The sequence below is a fragment of the Hymenobacter terrestris genome, from assembly GCF_013377905.1.
GTDB lineage: Bacteria > Bacteroidota > Bacteroidia > Cytophagales > Hymenobacteraceae > Hymenobacter > Hymenobacter terrestris.
The window spans coordinates 1-18,159 of sequence record NZ_JABKAV010000070.1 but is presented as its reverse complement, the minus strand read 5'-3'; the positions used below and the strand labels follow the sequence as shown (position 1 = coordinate 18,159).

Annotated in this window: 12 protein-coding genes and 1 pseudogene; 6 read left to right on the top strand and 7 right to left on the bottom strand. The window is 62.1% G+C overall.

Annotated features, from left to right (window positions below):
* The 4 genes and pseudogenes from HW556_RS15850 to HW556_RS15835 all read right to left on the bottom strand — a co-directional run.
* On the bottom strand, positions 1-283 hold a 283-nt coding region (locus HW556_RS15850), incomplete at its 3' end, for a hypothetical protein (RefSeq protein WP_176901095.1).
* 505 nt (positions 284-788) lie between these two features.
* Positions 789-2,024 (bottom strand): annotated as a pseudogene (gene nusA, locus HW556_RS15845) (transcription termination factor NusA); the annotation flags it as partial.
* Positions 2,025-2,126: 102 nt separating this feature from the next.
* The gene (locus HW556_RS15840; protein WP_176901093.1) at positions 2,127-2,606 is read right to left on the bottom strand and encodes a ribosome maturation factor RimP; all 480 of its coding nucleotides are present in this window, start codon (positions 2,604-2,606) and stop codon (positions 2,127-2,129) included.
* 203 nt (positions 2,607-2,809) lie between these two features.
* Positions 2,810-6,295, bottom strand: a complete 3,486-nt coding sequence (locus HW556_RS15835; protein ID WP_176901092.1) for a DUF7948 domain-containing protein — start codon at positions 6,293-6,295, stop codon at positions 2,810-2,812.
* A 189-nt stretch (positions 6,296-6,484) separates the two neighbouring features.
* Between HW556_RS15835 and HW556_RS15830 the strand changes: the two genes are divergently transcribed.
* The 5 genes from HW556_RS15830 (at position 6,485) to HW556_RS15810 (ending at position 13,419) form a co-directional block, all read left to right on the top strand.
* Positions 6,485-7,570 (top strand): endonuclease/exonuclease/phosphatase family protein, encoded by a 1,086-nt coding sequence (locus HW556_RS15830; RefSeq protein ID WP_246289685.1) that lies wholly within the window; start codon positions 6,485-6,487, stop codon positions 7,568-7,570.
* A 320-nt stretch (positions 7,571-7,890) separates the two neighbouring features.
* Entirely contained in the window at positions 7,891-9,396 is a 1,506-nt protein-coding gene (gene cysS, locus HW556_RS15825; RefSeq protein WP_176901090.1) for a cysteine--tRNA ligase, read from the top strand.
* A 147-nt stretch (positions 9,397-9,543) separates the two neighbouring features.
* On the top strand, positions 9,544-10,554 hold the full coding sequence (locus tag HW556_RS15820) for a M28 family peptidase (protein ID WP_176901089.1): 1,011 nt from the start codon (positions 9,544-9,546) through the stop codon (positions 10,552-10,554).
* Between the two features lie 90 nt (positions 10,555-10,644).
* Complete coding sequence (locus HW556_RS15815; RefSeq protein ID WP_176901088.1) at positions 10,645-11,964, top strand: alpha/beta fold hydrolase; 1,320 nt, start codon at positions 10,645-10,647, stop codon at positions 11,962-11,964.
* Between the two features lie 162 nt (positions 11,965-12,126).
* Positions 12,127-13,419 carry a MutS-related protein gene (locus HW556_RS15810; protein ID WP_176901087.1) on the top strand — a complete coding sequence of 431 codons (1,293 nt, stop codon included), beginning with the start codon at positions 12,127-12,129 and terminating at the stop codon, positions 13,417-13,419.
* Positions 13,420-13,531: 112 nt separating this feature from the next.
* Here HW556_RS15810 and HW556_RS15805 read toward each other — a convergent pair whose 3' ends face one another.
* Entirely contained in the window at positions 13,532-14,434 is a 903-nt protein-coding gene (locus tag HW556_RS15805) for a S66 peptidase family protein (RefSeq protein ID WP_176901086.1), read from the bottom strand.
* Between the two features lie 143 nt (positions 14,435-14,577).
* Between HW556_RS15805 and HW556_RS15800 the strand changes: the two genes are divergently transcribed.
* Positions 14,578-15,714 carry an alpha/beta hydrolase gene (locus HW556_RS15800; RefSeq protein WP_176901085.1) on the top strand — a complete coding sequence of 379 codons (1,137 nt, stop codon included), beginning with the start codon at positions 14,578-14,580 and terminating at the stop codon, positions 15,712-15,714.
* Positions 15,715-15,798: 84 nt separating this feature from the next.
* Here the strand turns inward: HW556_RS15800 and HW556_RS15795 are convergent, their stop codons facing one another.
* Together HW556_RS15795 and metX are read right to left on the bottom strand one after the other, a co-directional pair.
* A complete protein-coding gene (locus tag HW556_RS15795) occupies positions 15,799-17,067 on the bottom strand; it encodes a homoserine dehydrogenase (RefSeq protein WP_176901084.1) in 1,269 nt (422 codons plus the stop codon).
* The gene (gene metX / locus HW556_RS15790; protein ID WP_176901083.1) at positions 17,057-18,085 is read right to left on the bottom strand and encodes a homoserine O-acetyltransferase MetX; all 1,029 of its coding nucleotides are present in this window, start codon (positions 18,083-18,085) and stop codon (positions 17,057-17,059) included. The genes HW556_RS15795 and metX overlap by 11 nt, the downstream gene beginning before the upstream one ends.
* Positions 18,086-18,159: the final 74 nt, after the last annotated feature.

Here is an 18,159-nt window from a genome sequence, read left to right as displayed (position 1 = left end):
TCGGCACGGCGGCGGCAGGAGCAGGCGTAACGGGAGCCGGCTCGGGCTTCGGCTCGGGAGCCGGGGCAGGCGGCGGCGTTGGCCGGGCAGCTTCAGACGCACGCGACTGAGCCGCAGCGGCTTCCTGCTCGCTCTGGCGCTTGGCCTGGCTGACTTTCTCGGCTTCCTTCTTATCCTGCACCGACGAAGCAAAGGCCTTATTGAGCTGGGTTACCTGCTCGGCCGTTAGCTTGGTCGTTGGTTTGTTTTCGATGGAATGCCCTTTTTCCGTCAGATAATCCACAATTGTGGAGATGCCAACGTTCAGGTCTTTGGCTGCCTGATTTAGCCGTTTAGTTGATGCTTCCGCCATTCTGTGCTCGCGAACGATGCTCTTATTCAGTTGCAAAGGTACTACATTAAATCTTGCCGGGCGACGCTGAAATCAAGCCACCCGGCCCGATTTCAGCGTCCTTGCCGTACCGGCCGCCGCGCACTCATTGCGCGGCGCCGGAATTTGGTGAATCATCTTTTTTAAGCGGCTCCGAATCCGGGTCGGCAGCCGTTGCCGGCTGCTCTGCGGTGGCTTCGGCGGGCGCCTCATTCATTTCGGCTGCTTCGGCCGTTGGTTCAGCAGAAGCTTCAATGGCCGGAGCCTCATCGGTTGCCGCGTCGTCGTTGCTGACGATGTTGGCTACTGCATCGGTGTTGCTAACATCATCGATAGCGTTATCGGCTGCTACGGTTTCATCGTCGCTGGCCTCCTCGTCGTCGGCAAAGCGGGGCTTAGGAGTCGCTTCTGCTTCATCATCGAATTCGTTGCGGATAACGCGGAACAACTCCTCCACGGTTTCCTCTTCCAGCTCGGTGCGGCGCACAATGTCCTCTTTGTTTACGGCCAATACGGCGCGGCCGGTATCGAGGCCGATTTTCTTCAGCTCATCGATAATCCAGGCTTCCACTTCGTCGCTGAACTCGTCGAGGGCGATGTCCTCCTCAAAGTCGCCGGCATCGCGGAACACGTCGATTTCCATGCCCACCAGCCGCGAGGCCAGCTTGATGTTGGCACCGCCGCGGCCAATGGCCAAGCTTACCTGGTCGGGCCGCAGAAACACCGATACGCGGCCGGTCTGCTCGTTGATTTTCATCGACGTAAGCTTGGCCGGCGACAGTGCCCGGGCGATGTAGAGCTCCAGGTTGTCGGTGTAGTTGATGATATCGATATTCTCGTTCTCGAGTTCCCGCACCACAGCATGAATCCGCGAACCTTTCATGCCCACGCAGGCGCCCACCGGGTCGATACGCTCGTCGTAGCTTTCTACGGCCACTTTGGCTCGCTCACCGGGCTCGCGCACGATGTTTTTGATGGTGATGAGGCCATCGAAAATCTCGGGTACTTCCTGCTCCATTAGGCGCTCCAGGAAAGCCGGCGCGGCGCGCGACAGGATGATTTTGGGCGTGCCGTTGAGCACATCCACGCGGTGTACCACGGCGCGGATGTTGTCGCCCTTGCGGTAGCGGTCCTTCGGAATCTGCTCGCCCTTGGGCAGGCTTAGTTCGTTGTCGTCCTTGTCCAGAATGAGCGCCTCGCGGCCCCACACCTGGTACACTTCACCCACCACGATTTCGCCCACCTGGTCCTTATAGGCCTGGTAGAGGTTGTCGCGCTCCAAGTCTTTCACGCGCTGAATCAGCGTCTGGCGGGCCATGAGCACGGCACGACGACCAAAGTCTTCGAGCTTCACTTCCTCGGCTACTTCCTCGCCCACCTCAAAGTCGGGCTCAATCTTCTGGGCTTCAGCCAGCGGAATCTTGTCGAAATCCCAGATATCCTCCGAGTTGTCGTCCACGATTTCGCGGTTGCGCCAGATTTCCAGGTCGCCCTGGTCCACGTTGAGGATGACGTCGAAGTTGGAGTCGTCGTCGTACTTTTTGCGAATCATCGTGCGAAACACTTCCTCCAGGATGCTCATCATGGTGGGCCGGTCGATATTCTTCGAGCGGGCGAATTCGGCAAACGATTCAATCAGGACGCTGCTGTTCATATCTTTTGAGCTTCAGGTTTCAAGCTTCAAGCGGTAAGCTGCTCGGCAGGCTTGAAAATGAATAAATAAAAGGCTTACGGCTGGTAGCTTACAGCTTGCCGCTTATTTAAAAGAGATAACTACCACAGCCTCCGTAATATCCTGGAAGGGTACGGTGATGGCGGGCAGGATTTTCTCCTTATGCTTTTCTTTAAGGATTTCGGCCAGTTCGATGCCCGCGCCCTCGGGCAGCAGCGATTCAAACTTGCCGGTTTTCTCGGTGCCGTCCTGCAGTTTCAAGTGCAGGGTACGGCCCACGTGGCGCACGTACTGGCGCGGGTCGCGCAGGGGCTGGTCGGCACCGGGTGAGGTTACTTCGAGCGTATAGCTCAACTCGTCGCCGTAGTGTTCCTCGATGCGGCGGGCCAGCCGGCGGCTCACCTGCGCGCACTCATCAATGCCCAGGCCCTGCTCGCCGTCGAGCGTAACGGTTACTTTGGGCCGCACGGAATCCGAAACGGTCAAATCTACCGCGAACAAGGTGCCTTCGAGGGGCAGACTGTCGCGCAGCATTTCCAGTAGCAGGTTACGGTCGAGGGTCATAGGCAGCGGGCCTTGGTAAGGGCAGGAAAAAGAAAGAGGGGACGATACGTCCCCTCTGGTCTTGCGTCAACTTGTGGGGCAAAGGTACAACAAGAAAATGCCGTAATCAAGTGAGTATGGAGTAGTGAGTACGGAGAGGGGAGACAGGGGCCACGCTGAGTGTCTGTCCGATTTCTCACCTTTCTATACTCACTACTCCATACTTACCGCACTACTGTCAGCCAGCCTTTGGCGGTGCGGCCGTCGGCGTCTTTCAGCTGGTAGTAATACAAGCCGTCGGCCAGCCCCGTGGCCTGCCAGTCGTTGCGGTAGTCGGCGGTTTCGTACACCTTGCTGCCCCAGCGGTTGTAAAGGCTCAGCTGGGTGGTCTGGCAGCTGAAATACGGGATAAAGGCCTGATTCTGCTGGTCGCGGTTGGGGGTGATGATGTTGGGTACGAAGGTGCGGTTGACAATGACCGGCGCGAAGCTGGTTTCGACCACGCAATTGGCGTAGCGGGCCACCAGACGGACGTTGTACCGGCCCGGCTGCGTGAATATGTGCACGGGGTTTTCTTCGGTCGAGCGGGGGCTGCCGTCGCCAAAATCCCACTCGTAGGTGCCACCCGTGAGTACCGGCTTCATAGTGAGCGTGAGCGGGGCCAGGCCGGTGAACTCCGGAAACCGTTCGCACACCGGCACCTGCAACGGCGCATTGGAGGTGGGCGAAGGCGCCAGCAGCACCTGCCGGGTAGCTGTAACCGCGCAGCCGTTCTCGCTCACTGTGTAAGTAAGCGTGAAAATGCCGCCCAGTAAGCGGGTATCGGGCGGGGTGAACAGGCCGGCCGGCGTTACGCCGGTGCCGCTCCAGGTGCCGCCGGCGGGCGTGGCCCCGGTCAGCTGGATGGGCGCGGTTTCGTAGGCGCACAGCGTCAGGTTGGGGCCGGCCTGGGGGGTGGGCGGGGCGTTTATGGTAATGGTGGTACTGGCCGTGCCGCAGGCCAGCGTGTCGCTTATCGAGTAGGTGAGCGTGAACGTACCCGGCCCCGACAGGCGCGGATCGAAGGTGTTGCCGCTCAGGCCCCGCGGGCCGCTCCAGGTGCCGCCGGTGGGCGTGGCCTGCAGCGTTATCGGGCTGGCGTTGGCGCACAGAGAGGCCTGTGGAGTGATGGCTACTGGCTGGGTTTTGGCCACAATCAGGGCCATGGGGCGGGTGCTCACGCACACGCCGGTGGCCTTTACCGTGTACTGAAGCACATTGCGGCCCACCAGCTCGGGCGTGGGCCGGAACTCGTAGCGCCCATCGGGGCGGCGCACTACGCCAGGGCCGCTCCAGGTGCCGCCCGCCGGCTGCCCGCCCAGTAGCACCGGGCCATCGGTGGCGCAGGCGTAGCGGGTGGCACCGGGGTCGGCGGTGATGATGTCGAAGTTGATAGCAAAGGCGGCGTTGTTGCAGTTGGTGCTGCCATTGCGGGTGTTGTAAAAGCTGGCGCCCGGAGGCCGTGGGAATCCTTGGGTACCGCCGCAACCGCCGCATACGGCCTGATACACCACGCCTTTCTTGCTGAAGCGGGAGGTTCCACCGTCCACGTGTTCGCCCCGACCGCCCTGTTCGCCATAAAACGTGGCGTACTCGAGTCCGGTTAGGCCGGCCGCAAACTCGGCCACGTAAAAGTCGTTGCCGTCGGTGGTTTTCTGTACGGCGTCGGGCGTAATGGGTAGGTTGCGGGTGGTGCCCGTGCTGTAGCCCCGGTTGGTAGCGCCGCCCCAGCCGCTCACGTACACCCGCTCGCAATCGTCAACCAAAAAGGCCGTGGGCGAAAACTCGTGCTGCGACTGGCCCGAGCCGAACGTGGTGCTGAACATGGTGGTGCTGAGCGTGGCGTCAAGCTTATGAATGAACTGCCGGGCGCCGGGCGTCCCATAAAGGCCGGCCGTTTTGGGGTAGGCATTCGAGTTGGTCTGGCCCAGTACGTACACGTCTCCGCTGTTGTCGAGCTGCACAAAAAAGGCCAGATCGTCGGCCGAGGTGCCCAGGTAGGTGCCGTAGCGCGGGGTGCCGGCATCGGCCACCAGGCCCACCACAAATCCCTCGCGCCCGCCCGCCGACTGCGGGTGCAGGCTGCCGGCCACCGTCGGGAAGCCCGTTCCGGTGGTAGCGCCGCCCACGTAGAGCGTGCGCTCGGTCGAAAGCTGAAGCGAGAAAGCCGCGTCGGTGCCGGTGCCGCCCAGGTAGGTGCTCCAGTTCAGGCGGTCGAGCAGGCGGGGCAACTGGCAGACTACTGCGTCGGTGGCACCACGCAGGTTTCTTTGCAGGGCTCCGGCCACCGGAAAGTCGGGGCTGTTGGTGGTGGAGGCGATGTACACGTTGTTTGCACCGTCAGTCAGCACGTCGCCCCGAAACTGGTCGCCGTAATTGTTGGCCAGGCTCAGGTTGAGGCCGTCGTTGGCCGTGCCGCCCAGGTAGGTGGCGGCTACCAGCTTGCTGCCATCGGCGCTGAGGGTAGTTACAAAAAGGTCGGAGCCCTCGGGGTAGCCCATTGGGTCGAGTATTGCGCCACCAAACGGGTTTACCGGTTGCCCGCCCCGGAAGGTGCGCTGTGCTGCTGCGGCACCAACCGGGAAGTTGCCCGAGCTGGTGCTGCCCAGCAGTACCAGCTCGCCCAAGCCGTTTACTACCAGGCTGTGGGGCGCATCGGTGCGGCTACCGCCGAGGTAGGTGGCATATAGGCGGGCCGCCGGGCCACTGGCGGTTACCTTGTACTTGATGATGGCTACATCGGCCATCCCGGCAAAGCTGGTCTGGAACGCGCCCGGTGAAGTTGGGTAGCCCGGCCCAAACGCTACCCCGCCCGAGTACATATTGCCCTGCGCATCGTGGGTGGCCGTGAAGCCCCAGTTGTCGGCCAGCGAACCGGTAAACGACGAGAACAGCACGGTTGGGTCGATAATCAGCGGCAGCTTAGCATCGTAGGCACCCAAGCGGAAGCGTACGGTGCTGCCCTGCAGCTCGAAGCGGCAGCTCACCGGCATCCGCCGGCCGGCTGCTGTGGTCTGCCAGGCCAGCGGGGCCTGCTCGACTACGGTGCCCACGCTGGTTTCAATCAGCAACTGGCCTTCGGCCGAGAGGCGCACGGCGTCGGGGCCGGCATAGCGCAGGCGGATATTGTCGGGCTTCGCGCCGGGGGCCACTTCGAAGTCGTATTCGAGGTTTTGGCCGGCGTTTTCATACACCCGCACATCGATGCCGGGATACACGGCCTGGTAGCGCACCTGCCGGTAGCCGGCCACGCCGCTGGCCCACTCACGCGGGTTGCTGCCCAGAAAGTAGTTGCGCGTACCGCTGGTAACCTGCTCAGGCAGCAGCGTAGCCCGGGTATTTCCGCCCTCAAACGACACCGTATAAGCATGGCCCTGCGCCTGAGTGGGCGCCGGGGCCGCCGAACGGGGCAGCGCGTTGTCGTCGCCGTGACGATGGTTTATCTGGGCGAAGGTGGCCGCGCTCAAAAACGAGTACGTGAAGCCGGTGGGCGTGAGGTAAAGTCGCCCGCCGGGCAGCTCGGCCTGGTAGCGCACCGCTTTGGGCCACTGCCCCTTATTCTCCACAAATTCCAGCGTTTTCTCAGGACCCGGGGCGGCTGTGGGGCGCGGGGCGGCAGTCAACGATAAAGGCAATAGCAAGCACAGCCAGAGCGGTAGTAGTCTACTCATATAAAGAAGGATAGAATGCCCGGGAAAGATACATAACTGGCCGCGCAAAACCCGGATTGCCGGGTAGCCAGCTGAGGCTGGCAATGCAGGGCCGGTGCGGAAGCGCTACCTTTACTCATCCGCTTCCGGTTGGTAGATTAAGAGTTGCCCGTGCGTCGTTCGTTTGCTTTCAAGTGCACTTTGCTGGTTATGGGATGGGTGCTGCTGGGCATTGCCTGCGAGCAGATACCCGCATACACTTTCTGGCCGGCTATTTTCGGGGCCCTCACGCTGCCCGTGGCCTTAGGCCTGAATCTGTTGGCGGCCGGCTACTGGTTGCTGCGGCGCTGGCCGGTGGCGCTGCTGCCGCTGGCACTGGCGGTGCTCACGTGGCCCCACTTCCAGCGTGGACTGGCCCTGCACCCGCTGCGCCTGACCACCGCTGCCGAGCCGGCTACGGCCGGGCCGGTAGTGCAGGTGCTGTCGGCCAACGTGCGCATCTTCAACGTATATCCGCAGCTGCGCAACAACGGGCTGCAGTCCTCCAAAGAGATGGTACGCTGGCTGGCCGAAAGCAAAGCTGATGTATTGTGTTTGCAGGAGTTCTATAATGAGCCCACTGGTACTAAATCAGGCGACGGCAACGTGTTTCGGACCGTGGAGAAGCTGGGCAAGGGAGCCGGCCGCGAGTCGTTTCTGTCGAAAACGTTGACCAACAGCGCCGGAGCCGAGTTCGGCATGGCCATCTTCTCGCGCCATCCCATCGTCAACAAAGGCACCATTCAGTTCGGCAAGCTGACGCAGAACCACGGCATGTGGGCCGATATACGCCTGCCCAGCCGCGACACGATTCGGGTGTACAGCTTTCATTTGCAAAGCATGAGCATGGACGAAAAGGACATCGTAGACAGCTACTCCAGCAAGACCGGACTGAAAAAGAAGGGCCTTGGGCTGCTACGGCGCTTCAAGCGTGGGGCCGTGCTGCGGCACGCGCAGATTGACACGTTGGTGGCTCGCTTCGCCAAGTGTCCCTACCCGATACTGCTCTGCGCCGACCTCAACGACGTGCCCTACAGCTACAGCTACGATCAGCTGGCCGATGATTTTCAGAATGCCTGGACCAGCGTGGGCAACGGTGTGGGCAGCACTTACAATGGCCGCATCCCCTTCCTGCGCATCGACAACCAGTTTGCCGGTCCCCGTTGGCAGGTGCGCGACTTCTGGGTGAATTATGAAATCCCCTACTCCGACCATTTCCCCACCACGGCCACTTACCAACTCAAGCCGAAGCAGTAGCGACGACCGAGCAAAAGCAGCTTCCTGTACGTCAGAGAGGATTCGTTTTTATACTAGGTGCCGCTCTTTATAAACTGCCTATTGAACTTTATAGACTGGCGAATTGATATTTTGTGCCGTTTGAGTAGCGCTTTAGACTTTGTTCACCATAATTCGGGCCTGTTGGTCCGCGTTTTCCTTTTTCTTCCGCACTCTGCGAAACTGCCGTTACTTTTGCATCGCACCCACTCACGCACAGGCACCGCTTTTCATTGTGCGGAATTGTCTGTTAGTCAAAACGAAAGCTATCAGCTGAAAGCTAATAGCTAGTAGCTCAAAATATGTCTCAGCCTCTCTCGCTCTACAATACCCTTACCCGCCAGAAAGCCCCGTTTGAACCCCTGAACGCGCCATTCGTGGGCGTGTACCTCTGCGGACCAACGGTGTACAGCGAGGCCCATGTGGGCAACGCCCGCGGCCCGGTGGTGTTCGATGTGCTCACGCGCTACCTGCGCCACCTGGAGTACAAGGTGCGCTACGTGCGCAACATCACCGATGTGGGCCACCTGGTAGACGACGCCGACGAGGGCGAGGACAAAATCGGCCGGATTGCCCGCGCCCGGCAGGTGGAGCCTATGGAAGTGGCCGAGGGCTACACTAACCTCTACCAAGACCACATGGTGGCCCTGGGCTGTCTGCCGCCCGATATTACGCCCCGCGCCAGCGGCCACATCATCGAGCAGATTGAGATGGTGCAGCAGATTATGGCCAATGGTTTCGGCTACGAATCCAACGGCTCGGTGTACTTCGATGTGCCGGCCTACAATGCCGCCGGCAACGAGTATGGCAAGCTCTCAAACCGGGTGGTGGAGGAGCTACTGGCCGGCTCGCGCGACAACCTGACGGGCCAGGACGAGAAGCGCAGCCCCCTGGATTTCGCCCTCTGGAAGCGGGCCGACGAGCGCCACCTCATGCGCTGGCCCTCGCCCTGGAGCGACGGTTTTCCCGGCTGGCACCTCGAGTGCTCGGCCATGAGCCGTAAGTACTTGGGCGCCGAGTTTGATATTCATGGCGGCGGGCTGGACTTGATGTTTCCGCACCACGAGTGCGAAATTGCCCAGAGCCAGGCCTGCGAGCATCCGACCAACGAGGCCCGGGTATGGATGCACAACAACATGATTACCATCAACGGCCAGAAGATGAGTAAGGCGCTGGGTAACTTCATCACCATTAGCCAGCTTTTCAGCGGCGAGAATGAAGTGCTGACCCAAGCCTACTCGCCCATGACAGCCCGCTTTTTCCTGCTTCAGGCCCATTATCGCAGCCCCGTCGATATTACCGACGAAGGCCTGCAGGCCGCTGGCAAGGGCTACCGCAAAGTAATGAACGGCCTGCGCCTGCTCGACAGGCTGCAGTTGCCCGAAGGCACCGAAACTGCCGCCGATACAAGCGCCGCCGATGCTGAACTGCGCAAGCTGACCGACGACTGCTTCGTGGGCCTCAACGACGACCTGAACACGGCCCGCACCATTGCCAGCCTGTTCAACCTGCTGCGTAAGCTGAACGGCTACGTGGCTAAACCCGAAACGCTGGCCTTGGTGAGTCCCGCGGCCCTGGACGAGGCTACCGCCACCTACCGCACGCTGGTGCAGGGTGTGCTGGGCCTGCGCGACGAGCCCCGCGCCCGCGCCGAGGACCTGCTGGGCCTTACGCTGCACTTCTACCAGGAAGCAAAAGCCGCCAAAGACTACGGCAAAGTGGACGAAATCCGGGCCGCGCTCAAGCAGCAGGGCATCGTGGTAAAAGACTCTAAAACCGGCGTCGATTGGGCGTATAGTGAGGAGTAGGTTGGTTGGGAACTGCAAGCGTGTACTGCGAAGCTCCAGCTTCGCGTATCGTTGCCGCCTGCCAGACCCCACCGTTCAACAAACTGCGAAGCTGGAGCTTCGCGTTACACGCGTGCAGCCCGCTACTCACTGTATTTTATCTGCTCCATGAAAACCTCTCTCCGACTTATTCCGGCCGTACTGGCGGGCTTGCTGCTGCTCACTGGCTGCCCCAGCCAGAAAGACGCCACCGATACTACCGCCGCTGCCGAAGCCGCCCTGCCCAAAACGCCCGCCTTCAGCGCCGACTCGGCCTTTGCTTACACTGCGAAGCAGGTTTCCTTTGGGCCGCGGGTGCCCAATACGGCGGCCCATGTAAAAACCGGCGACTGGATTATCGGGCAGTTTAAAAAATATGGCCTGACAGTGCAGGAGCAGCCTTTCGAGGCTAAGGCCTTTGATGGCAACATCCTCAAGTCGCGCAACATCATCGCCCGATTCAACCCCAGCGCGCCGCGGCGGGTAGCCGTCTTTTCTCACTGGGACACCCGCCCCTTCGCCGATAAGGATACCGAGAACAAAAACGCCCCGCTCGACGGCGCCTCCGATGGCGCCAGCGGCGTGGCTGTGGCCCTGGAGCTGGCTCGCGTGCTGACTGCCCAGCCCGACAGCCTAGCTCCCGGCGTAGGGGTCGATTTTATCCTCTTCGACTCGGAAGATTATGGCTATGACGGCGTAACGCAGTCCGACAAAAAGAACCTGCTCGAAGGCCAGGATACCTGGTGCCTCGGCTCGCAGTACTGGGCCAAAAACGTGGTACCAGCCAATTACAAGCCCAACTTCGGTATTCTGCTCGATATGGTAGGCGCTCAGGGAGCCAAATTCGGCCGCGAGGAACTCTCGCGCCAGAAAGCCCCCGATGTGGTGGAAAAGGTCTGGAACACGGGCTCGCAGCTGGGCTTTTCCGACTTCTTCCTGTATGCCGATGTACCACAGGTCAGCGACGACCACTTGTACACCAACCAAGCCGGCGTGCGTACCATTGATGTCATCGATTTCCTGCCCAGCGGCGAGTTCCGGCCCTATCACCACACTACCAAAGACAACATGAGCGTCATCGACCGGCGCACCCTGAAGGCCGTGGGCCAGACGGTGCTAACGGTGATTTATGGCGAATAGAAGGCAATACTTTTGTTGCGGGTATGAGCAGAAGCTCCGGTGACGTAAGTTGCCGGAGCTTTTCCATTATCTCTCTATTTCGCCCCAATTATGCAACGTGCGCTACTCGCAACCAGCCTGTTTTATCTGACACTCATAGCGCCGGTCTGGAGCCAAAAGACCCCCCAACTGACGGTAGTAGATGGTATTGCCCAAAAAGTGGATGCCAAGCCCTACGCCGGGCTGCCCTACCGGCTCACGGCGCGCATCAGCGTGGATACTGCCCAGGCCGGCAAAGCCGATGCGTGGATTTTAGTTTCGGTATTGGATGCAAAGCGAAATTTCATTGCTGCTAAATCTTTAACAAAGAAGGCCGTAACCAAGCAATGGCATACTTACACACTCGCAGGAAAGCTGCCCAAGAAGGCCGACACGTTGAATATAGCCGGTCTGGGCTACTTGGATGGGCCGTTCGGGTTCGATAATTTCAAGCTGGAAGTGGAGCGCCGAAAAGGACACTGGGAAACCGTGGCCCTGCGCAACCCCGATTTCGAAGATGATGCCCCGGCCTCGGTAACCGGTGTGCCGGCGGGTTGGGGGGCGTTTTACACCACCCCGAGTTTCGTCCGCCAGATAGCCAACGACAGCATTGGCAACCGCTATTTCAGCCTGCGGGGGCTCAACATTGTGAACTACGGCCGCAACCCGGCGGCTGGGCAGTTTGCCACTGTAAACGGTACCCGGGTTTACTACGAAACCTACGGCCAGGGTGAGCCGCTATTGCTGCTACACGGCAACGGCGAGTCTATCAGCCGCTTTCGGCAGCAGATTGGGGCGCTGGCTCAGGAGTATCGGGTAATTGCCGTCGACACCCGCGACCAGGGTCAGTCGGATGCCACAAGCGGGCGGCTGAGCTACGACCTGTTTGCCGACGACATGCACGCGCTATTAGAAAAGCTTGGAATACCGGCCGCGCACGTAGTGGGCTGGAGCGACGGCGGCAACACTGGCCTGAGCATGGCCTTGCGCTACCCGGCCCAGGTGCGCAGCCTCGTTACGATGGGAGCCAACCTGTACGCTGATACCACCTCCGTTGAGCCCAAAATGTTGAAGGAAGTTCGGCAGGGGAAGTTGCTGTTTACGGCGCTTAGTCCCTTCAACAAGAACTTCCGTAAGGGCCGCCGGTTGAGCACCATGCTGCTGAAATATCCGCAGATGCAGCCTGCGCAGCTGCGGGCCATTACGGCGCCGGTGCTGGTGCTGGCCGGCGAGAAGGATATTATCCGGGAGGCCCATACCCGGCTCATCGCCCAGAGCATTCCCAACGGCGAAGTCGTTATTCTGCCCGGCCTAAAGCACTACGCGCCTCAAGAAAACGGCCCACTGTTCAACGAAACCGTGCTGACTTTCCTGCGTCGGCAGCGCAGGTAGTAACGAATCTTTTAGCAGAAGACAGCTATAACGCAAAGAAGCTCCTGTAGCACAAGCTACCGGGGCTTCTTCGCGTTATAGCTGCTCCAACGTCTAGCCACTGGCCTAAATTCACGATGCATTACAAAGGCGGATAGCTCAAAATCAGCCAACAACCCGAAGATGCTCCTCGTTGACGACCTGCGGCTCGACGCCGACATCCTGCCGCTGTTCAACTTCACGCACTGCCACGAAGCGGAAATGGCCGTGCGCGGACTGTTGCGCGAGTTGCCGGCCAGCCCGGAACTGGTACTGGAGAAGCAGGCCGTGTTCCGGGCGCTACTGGCGCAGTGGGGCGTTATGGGCGAGTTCAACTATTCGCGTATTCAGTTGTCCGAGGTGCAGCGGTTCATGCACGAGGTGGTGAGCGGGCAGCTGGCGCTAGAAACCAACCGGCTGCGGCTGGCGGCGCGGCTGCTGGTATCGGAAGAAACGCGCTACCGCACCCGGGCCCGCTACGTGCAGGCCATTACGTTTCTGCAGCGGCTGGAGCAGCGCTATTTCCGCCGCCTCGACCCCGCCGGCTTCCCGCCTTTCGCCCGCGCCCGCCTCAGCACTATTGCTCGGTTTCTGGAGCGTTTGAGCCTGAACTCAGCGGCCGAAGCCATTGCCGAAGACCAGTTTTCGGCGGGCCGGATGGTGGACTTTGCCCGGCAGCTGCACGCCGTAGACGAGCAGGAGCTGGCCGCGTTCTGGACCGCTTTTTTCTGGCTGGAAGCCTGCTGGTCGGTGGCCAAGGGCCTGCGTCAGCACGAGTTTGCCTTTCCCGAATTTCAGTCGGCGGGCCTGCATTTGGCCGATTTCTACCACCCGTTACTGACCGAGCCGGTGAAGAACACGCTGGCCCTGGGCTCCGACGACAACGTGCTGCTGCTGACGGGACCGAATATGTCAGGCAAGTCTACGCTGCTTAAGGCGCTGGGGCTGTGCGTGTACCTGGCCCACGCGGGCCTGGGCGTGCCGGCCGCCGCGGCCCGGCTGCCGTTCTACTCGTCTATTGTGGTGGCCATCAACCTCACCGACAGCCTCAGCGGCGGCTACAGCCATTTTCTGGCCGAAATTCGCAACCTGAAAGCCGTGCTGGAAGCCGCGCGGGGGCCGGGCCGCGTGTTTGCCGTGTTCGACGAGCTGTTCCGGGGCACCAACGTAGACGACGCCCTCGATATTACCCAGGCCACCGTGGCCGGACTGGCCGCCTTCCTGCGCTCGTGCTTCCTCATTTCCACCCATCTGCTGCAACTCGAAAGCCAGCTGCCTGCCCAGCCCGGTCGCCGCACCTTCTGCATAGAATGTGCGCTGCACGAGGGCCTGCCTGTGTTTTCCTACCGCCTGCAACCCGGCTGGTCGCAGCTGAAAATCGGCCGGATTCTGTTCGATAAGGAAGGCCTGCCGGCGCTGTTCAAAAGAACAACGTAGGGGCGGGGCTTAGCTGCGCTGTCCTTCGGTTGCCCCCGCCCGCCGTTGCACGGAATCGAGCGTCAATGTGCAACGCTAGGGGGATACGGCCCGCACCCGCCCTGGCTTTCCGTTACAGCGTCGTTAGCCGCGCTCCGTCGGCAGCTACTTCCAGGCGGGCCGCCCGTCCGCAAATCAGGGCCAGATTCTGCGGCTCGTGGCCTACCGGAAAGCCGTAGGCCACCGGGAAGTTGTAGCGCCGGGCGTAGGTGTCGATGATTTCGTAGGCGGTCTGGCCGAAAGGAATGGCGTTGTCCTGCGAGTCGGTGAAATGGCCCACGAGCAGGCCGGCCAGGTCGCGTAGCTTGCCGGTGCGGTCGAGGTGCACCAGCATACGGTCCACGCTCATCAGGTACTCGGCTACGTCTTCTATAAATAGGATGCGGCCGGCCGTGGGGCAGTCGGAAGGTGTGCCAATCAGATGCTGGAGCAGGGTCAGGTTGCCGCCGGTCAGTTCGCCGGTGGCTATGCCGGGGCGGTTTAGCGGGTGTAGTGGCACAGCGTAGGCTACCGGCTCGCCAAACAGGGCCCGGCGCAGGCTTTCCAGCGACTCTTCGCCCCCGGCCTGATCGAATATGAACGCCATAACGCCGTGGATGCTTTCGTAGCCCAGGCGCAGCAGGTGGCTGTTGAGGGCCGTAATGTCGCTGAACCCGGCCACCCATTTGGGGTGGCGGGCAAAGGCCGTAAAGTCGAGCTCGTCGATAATGCGGGTGGTGCCGTAGCCGCCGCGGGCGCAGATGATGGCCCGCACTTCGGGATTGTCGAGCTGCTGCTGGAAGTCGCGGGCGCGCAGCTCGTCGGGGCCGGCAAACTGGTGGTGGGCGGCGGCAATAGATTCGCCCAGCGTTACGCGCAGCCCCCAGCCGGTGAGGATGGTGACGGCGGCGGCCATTTCGGCGTGCGAAACCTTGCGGGCCGTACCAACAATGGCAACCAGGTCGCCAGGACGCAGGAAGGGGGGCGCGATGGGCATGAGCGGAGTAGGAAAGTACGCTGCAAACATAGCGCACAGCCCGTTGCGGCCGCTGCGGGGCGGAGCAGCCTGGGGCAGGGCGTTCCAAAAACTAGTCGGACCTTTGGAGCGGCCGGGGCTTCCCGACTGCTTTACCTCTGCCCGTGCGTTACTTCCTGCTGCTTTTGTTGCTGTTGGCCGGATTGCTGCCCCCAGCCGCCGCCCAGCCGGCCCCGCCCGACACCGCCAAAGGCCGCTACCACAGGCCGCTGTTTGCTCAGGTGAAGGTGCGGCGCAACGTCGAGTTTGCCCAGGTCAGCGGCCTGCTGGGCCAGACCCAGCCGCTGTACCTCGATTTCTACGAGCCTAGTGGCGACACCGTGCGCCGCCGCCCGCTGGTGCTGCTGGCCCACGAAGGCGCCTTCGTCACCGGCACCCGCGACGATGTGGTGATGACTGAGCTATGCACCCGCCTGGCCCGGCTGGGCTACACGGCTGCCAGCATCGACTACCGGCTGTTGTTCTTTCCCTTCGACAGTGTGGGTATTGGCCGGGCCGCCATCCGGGCCACCCAGGACATGCGCGCCGCCGTGCGCTTCTTCCGCCACGATGCGGCTACCGCCCGGCGCTTTAAGGTGGATGGAAGCTACATTTTCGTGGGCGGCTCCTCGGCCGGCGCGTTCATGGCGCTACAAACTGCCTACCTCGACAAAGCCACCGAAGTGCCCGCCTACCTGAACTTAGCCGCGCTCGGTGGCCTCGAAGGCAGCGGCGGAAACGCCGGCTACAGCAGCCGCCCGCGCGGCGTCATCAACCTGTGCGGGGCGCTGGCCCAGGCTGGCTGGCTGCAGGCCGGCGATGTGCCGCTGCTCAGCATCCACGGCACTCGCGACGGTATTGTGCCCTACCAGCGGGGCCTGATTGGCGGCCCGCTGCCGGCCCAGGTGGTGGCGGGCAGCGCAGTGTTGCGCCGCCGTGCCCAGGCAGTGGGCGTGCCCAACGTGCTGCGCCCTTTGCGCGGAGCCGGCCATGTGCCGTACTCTTTCGAGCCTACTTATATTGATTCGGTATTCGTGCCGATGCGCGACTTCCTGCGCCCGTTGCTCGGAACCGGGGTGCCCGGCCCGCTGCTGGCCGCCGCCCTCAATCCGCGCCGCACCGCCGTGGCAACGGCTGCGCTGCCACCGCGCCGGGTACAGTTGGTACATAGTAGCGCGGACTCGATTGGAGCGGCCCCGCCCGAGAATCTGCCGCTGCCGGCTGCAGCTGCGGAAACTGAGGCAGTGGGGCCGCCGGAGTAGAGACGCACTATTTTGCGTCTCTTCACTGAATAGCGGCATGCATCGGCCCATATCAGCGACGATGAGGCGCCCTAGGTTGCGTTTCTACTCCGTTGCGCTGGCAGTTTCCAGTACCGAAATAGCTACTTCACCAATGGGGCGCAGCTGGCCGGTGCGGACGATGAAGGCGCCGTACTGGCGCAGTAGGTCGCGGTGAGTGATGAGGTGAGCCAGTGCCACGTAGCCAACCACGTAGCCGTCCTCGTCAGCCTCTTCCGATACCTCGCTGAAATCGAGCACGTCGATTAGGCGGGGCTCGTCGGTGCGGAGGTAGATTTCGATTTCCAGGTCGGTGGCGTGGGTGGGCGGGGCGGTGGTTTTGCCATATCCGTAGGCGAACCCTTGGCGCAGGGCGGCCAAATCGGCCAGCACGGCCGAGCCGGTGGGATGCCCGCCGGCCCCGCGACCTCGCAGAAACTGCTCGCCCGCAAAATCGGCCTCAATTACTACCCCGTTGAATTCCTCATCGACCCCAAACAGCGGTGATTCAGGCCCCAGCAATTGCGGCGTTACCAAGGCCGTTACGCGGCCGTCGGGCAGGCGCTGCAGGCCGGCTACCACCTTTATTTTCTGGCCCCGACTGGCCGCGAAAGCAATATCAGTGGCCGAGATACCCTCGATACCGAGGTTGAGCACCTGCTCGGGCTCCAGAAACAAGCCGTAGGCGTGGGCAGCCAGCAGCACGGCCTTAGAGCGCGGGTCGAAAGCGGCCATATCGAGGCTGGGGTCGGTTTCAGCGAAGCCCAACTGCTGGGCCAGCACCAAGGCCGGGCCGTAGTCTGTATCGCCAGTGCCCATGCGTGTGAGCACGTAATTGGAGGAGCCGTTGAGAATGCCCGTCAGCTGTCGTAGCGGCTCGGTTCTGAAGTAGGCATCGAGCGTACGGATGACCGGAATGCTGCCGCACACGGCCGCCTCATACAATAAGGTGCCGCCGTGGGCGCGCTGCAACGCCACCAAAGCGGGTAGGTGGCGGGCCAGCATGGCCTTGTTGGCCGTTACCACCCGGCGGCCCCGGCGTAGGGCACCCGCTACCAGCCGAAAAGCCGCGTCGGCATCGTCAATCAACTCCACCAGCACGTCGAGCGAATCGTCGGCCAATAGTGCCTCGGCGTCGAACTCGAACCGCGCCGCCGGCAGTGAGCGGGCTTTAGTCGGGTCCTTCACCACGATGCGGGCCACCTCGAAGCCGCTGGCCGGATGCTGCTGCAGGATATCGTATAGGCCCTGGCCCACGCAGCCAAAGCCGATGAGGCCAATGCGCCAGGGGTGGGCAGGGACGGCAGATGCGAAGAGAGCGGCGCTAGTGGACATACGTCAGGGAGTGAAACCGTTCGAGAAAATGGGTTATTTGGGCGTCTTCCAGCAGGAAGCCGTCGTGGCCGTAGGGGGAGTCCATTTCGGCGTACATGGCCCCCGGAATGTGGCGGGCCAGCAGTTGCTGCTCGGCCACCGGAAACAGACCGTCGGAGGTAATGCTGATGACCAGCGTGCGGGCCCGCACTTGGCCCAAGGCCGCTGCCACGCCGCCCCGGCCGCGGCCCACGTTATGGCTGTCCATGGTGCGGGTGAGGGCCACGTAGCTGTAAGCATCGAAGCGGGCTGCGAGCTTATCGCCCTGGTAGCGCTGGTAGGCGGCGGCCCGGAAATCGGTTGGCAGCTCGTCGGTGGGCTCGGTTTGGGTGCGGCCATAAGCCTGGTAGCTGCGGTAGCTGAGCAGGGCCACGGCGCGGGCCGCCCGTAGCCCGGCTGCGCCGCCGGCGGGCGTGTTCTGCAGGTAGGTAGCATCGGCGAAAATGGCCAGCCGCTGGGCCTCGTTGAAGGCAATGCCCCAAGCCGAGTGCCGGGCGTTGGAAGCCAGTAGCACTAGGTTTTCGAACACCTCCGGCCGCTGCACCGCCCACTCCAGGGCCTGCTGCCCACCCAGCGAGCCGCCGATGAGCGTGTGTACCCGCGCCAGTCCCAGCTCCTCGCGCAACGCTTCGTGGGCCGCCACCAGGTCGCGAATGGTCAGGAGCGGGAACTCCTGGAAGGAGGATCGTCCGGTACCAGCATCGGGGGTGAGCGGGCCGGTGCTGCCGTAGCAGGAGCCCAGCACGTTGGCGCACACGATAAACCAGTCGGTCGGGTCGAAGTAGCGGCCGGGGCCCACCAGACCCGGCCACCAGTCGGCCGCGTCGGCGTTGGCCGTCAGGGCGTGGCACACCCACACCACGTTGTCGCGGGCAGCATTCAGCTGCCCCCAGGTCTGGTAAACCACTTCCGGCTGGGCCAGTTGGCCACCGTTTTCGAGGGTTAACGGGCCGGGAAACAGGAATTGTTGCGTCGGCATAAGAACTTGGGATAAGGGCGGATGTAGGGGCGGGGGTTGGCCCCCCCCCCCCCCGGTGCGACCCTTTTTGTTGG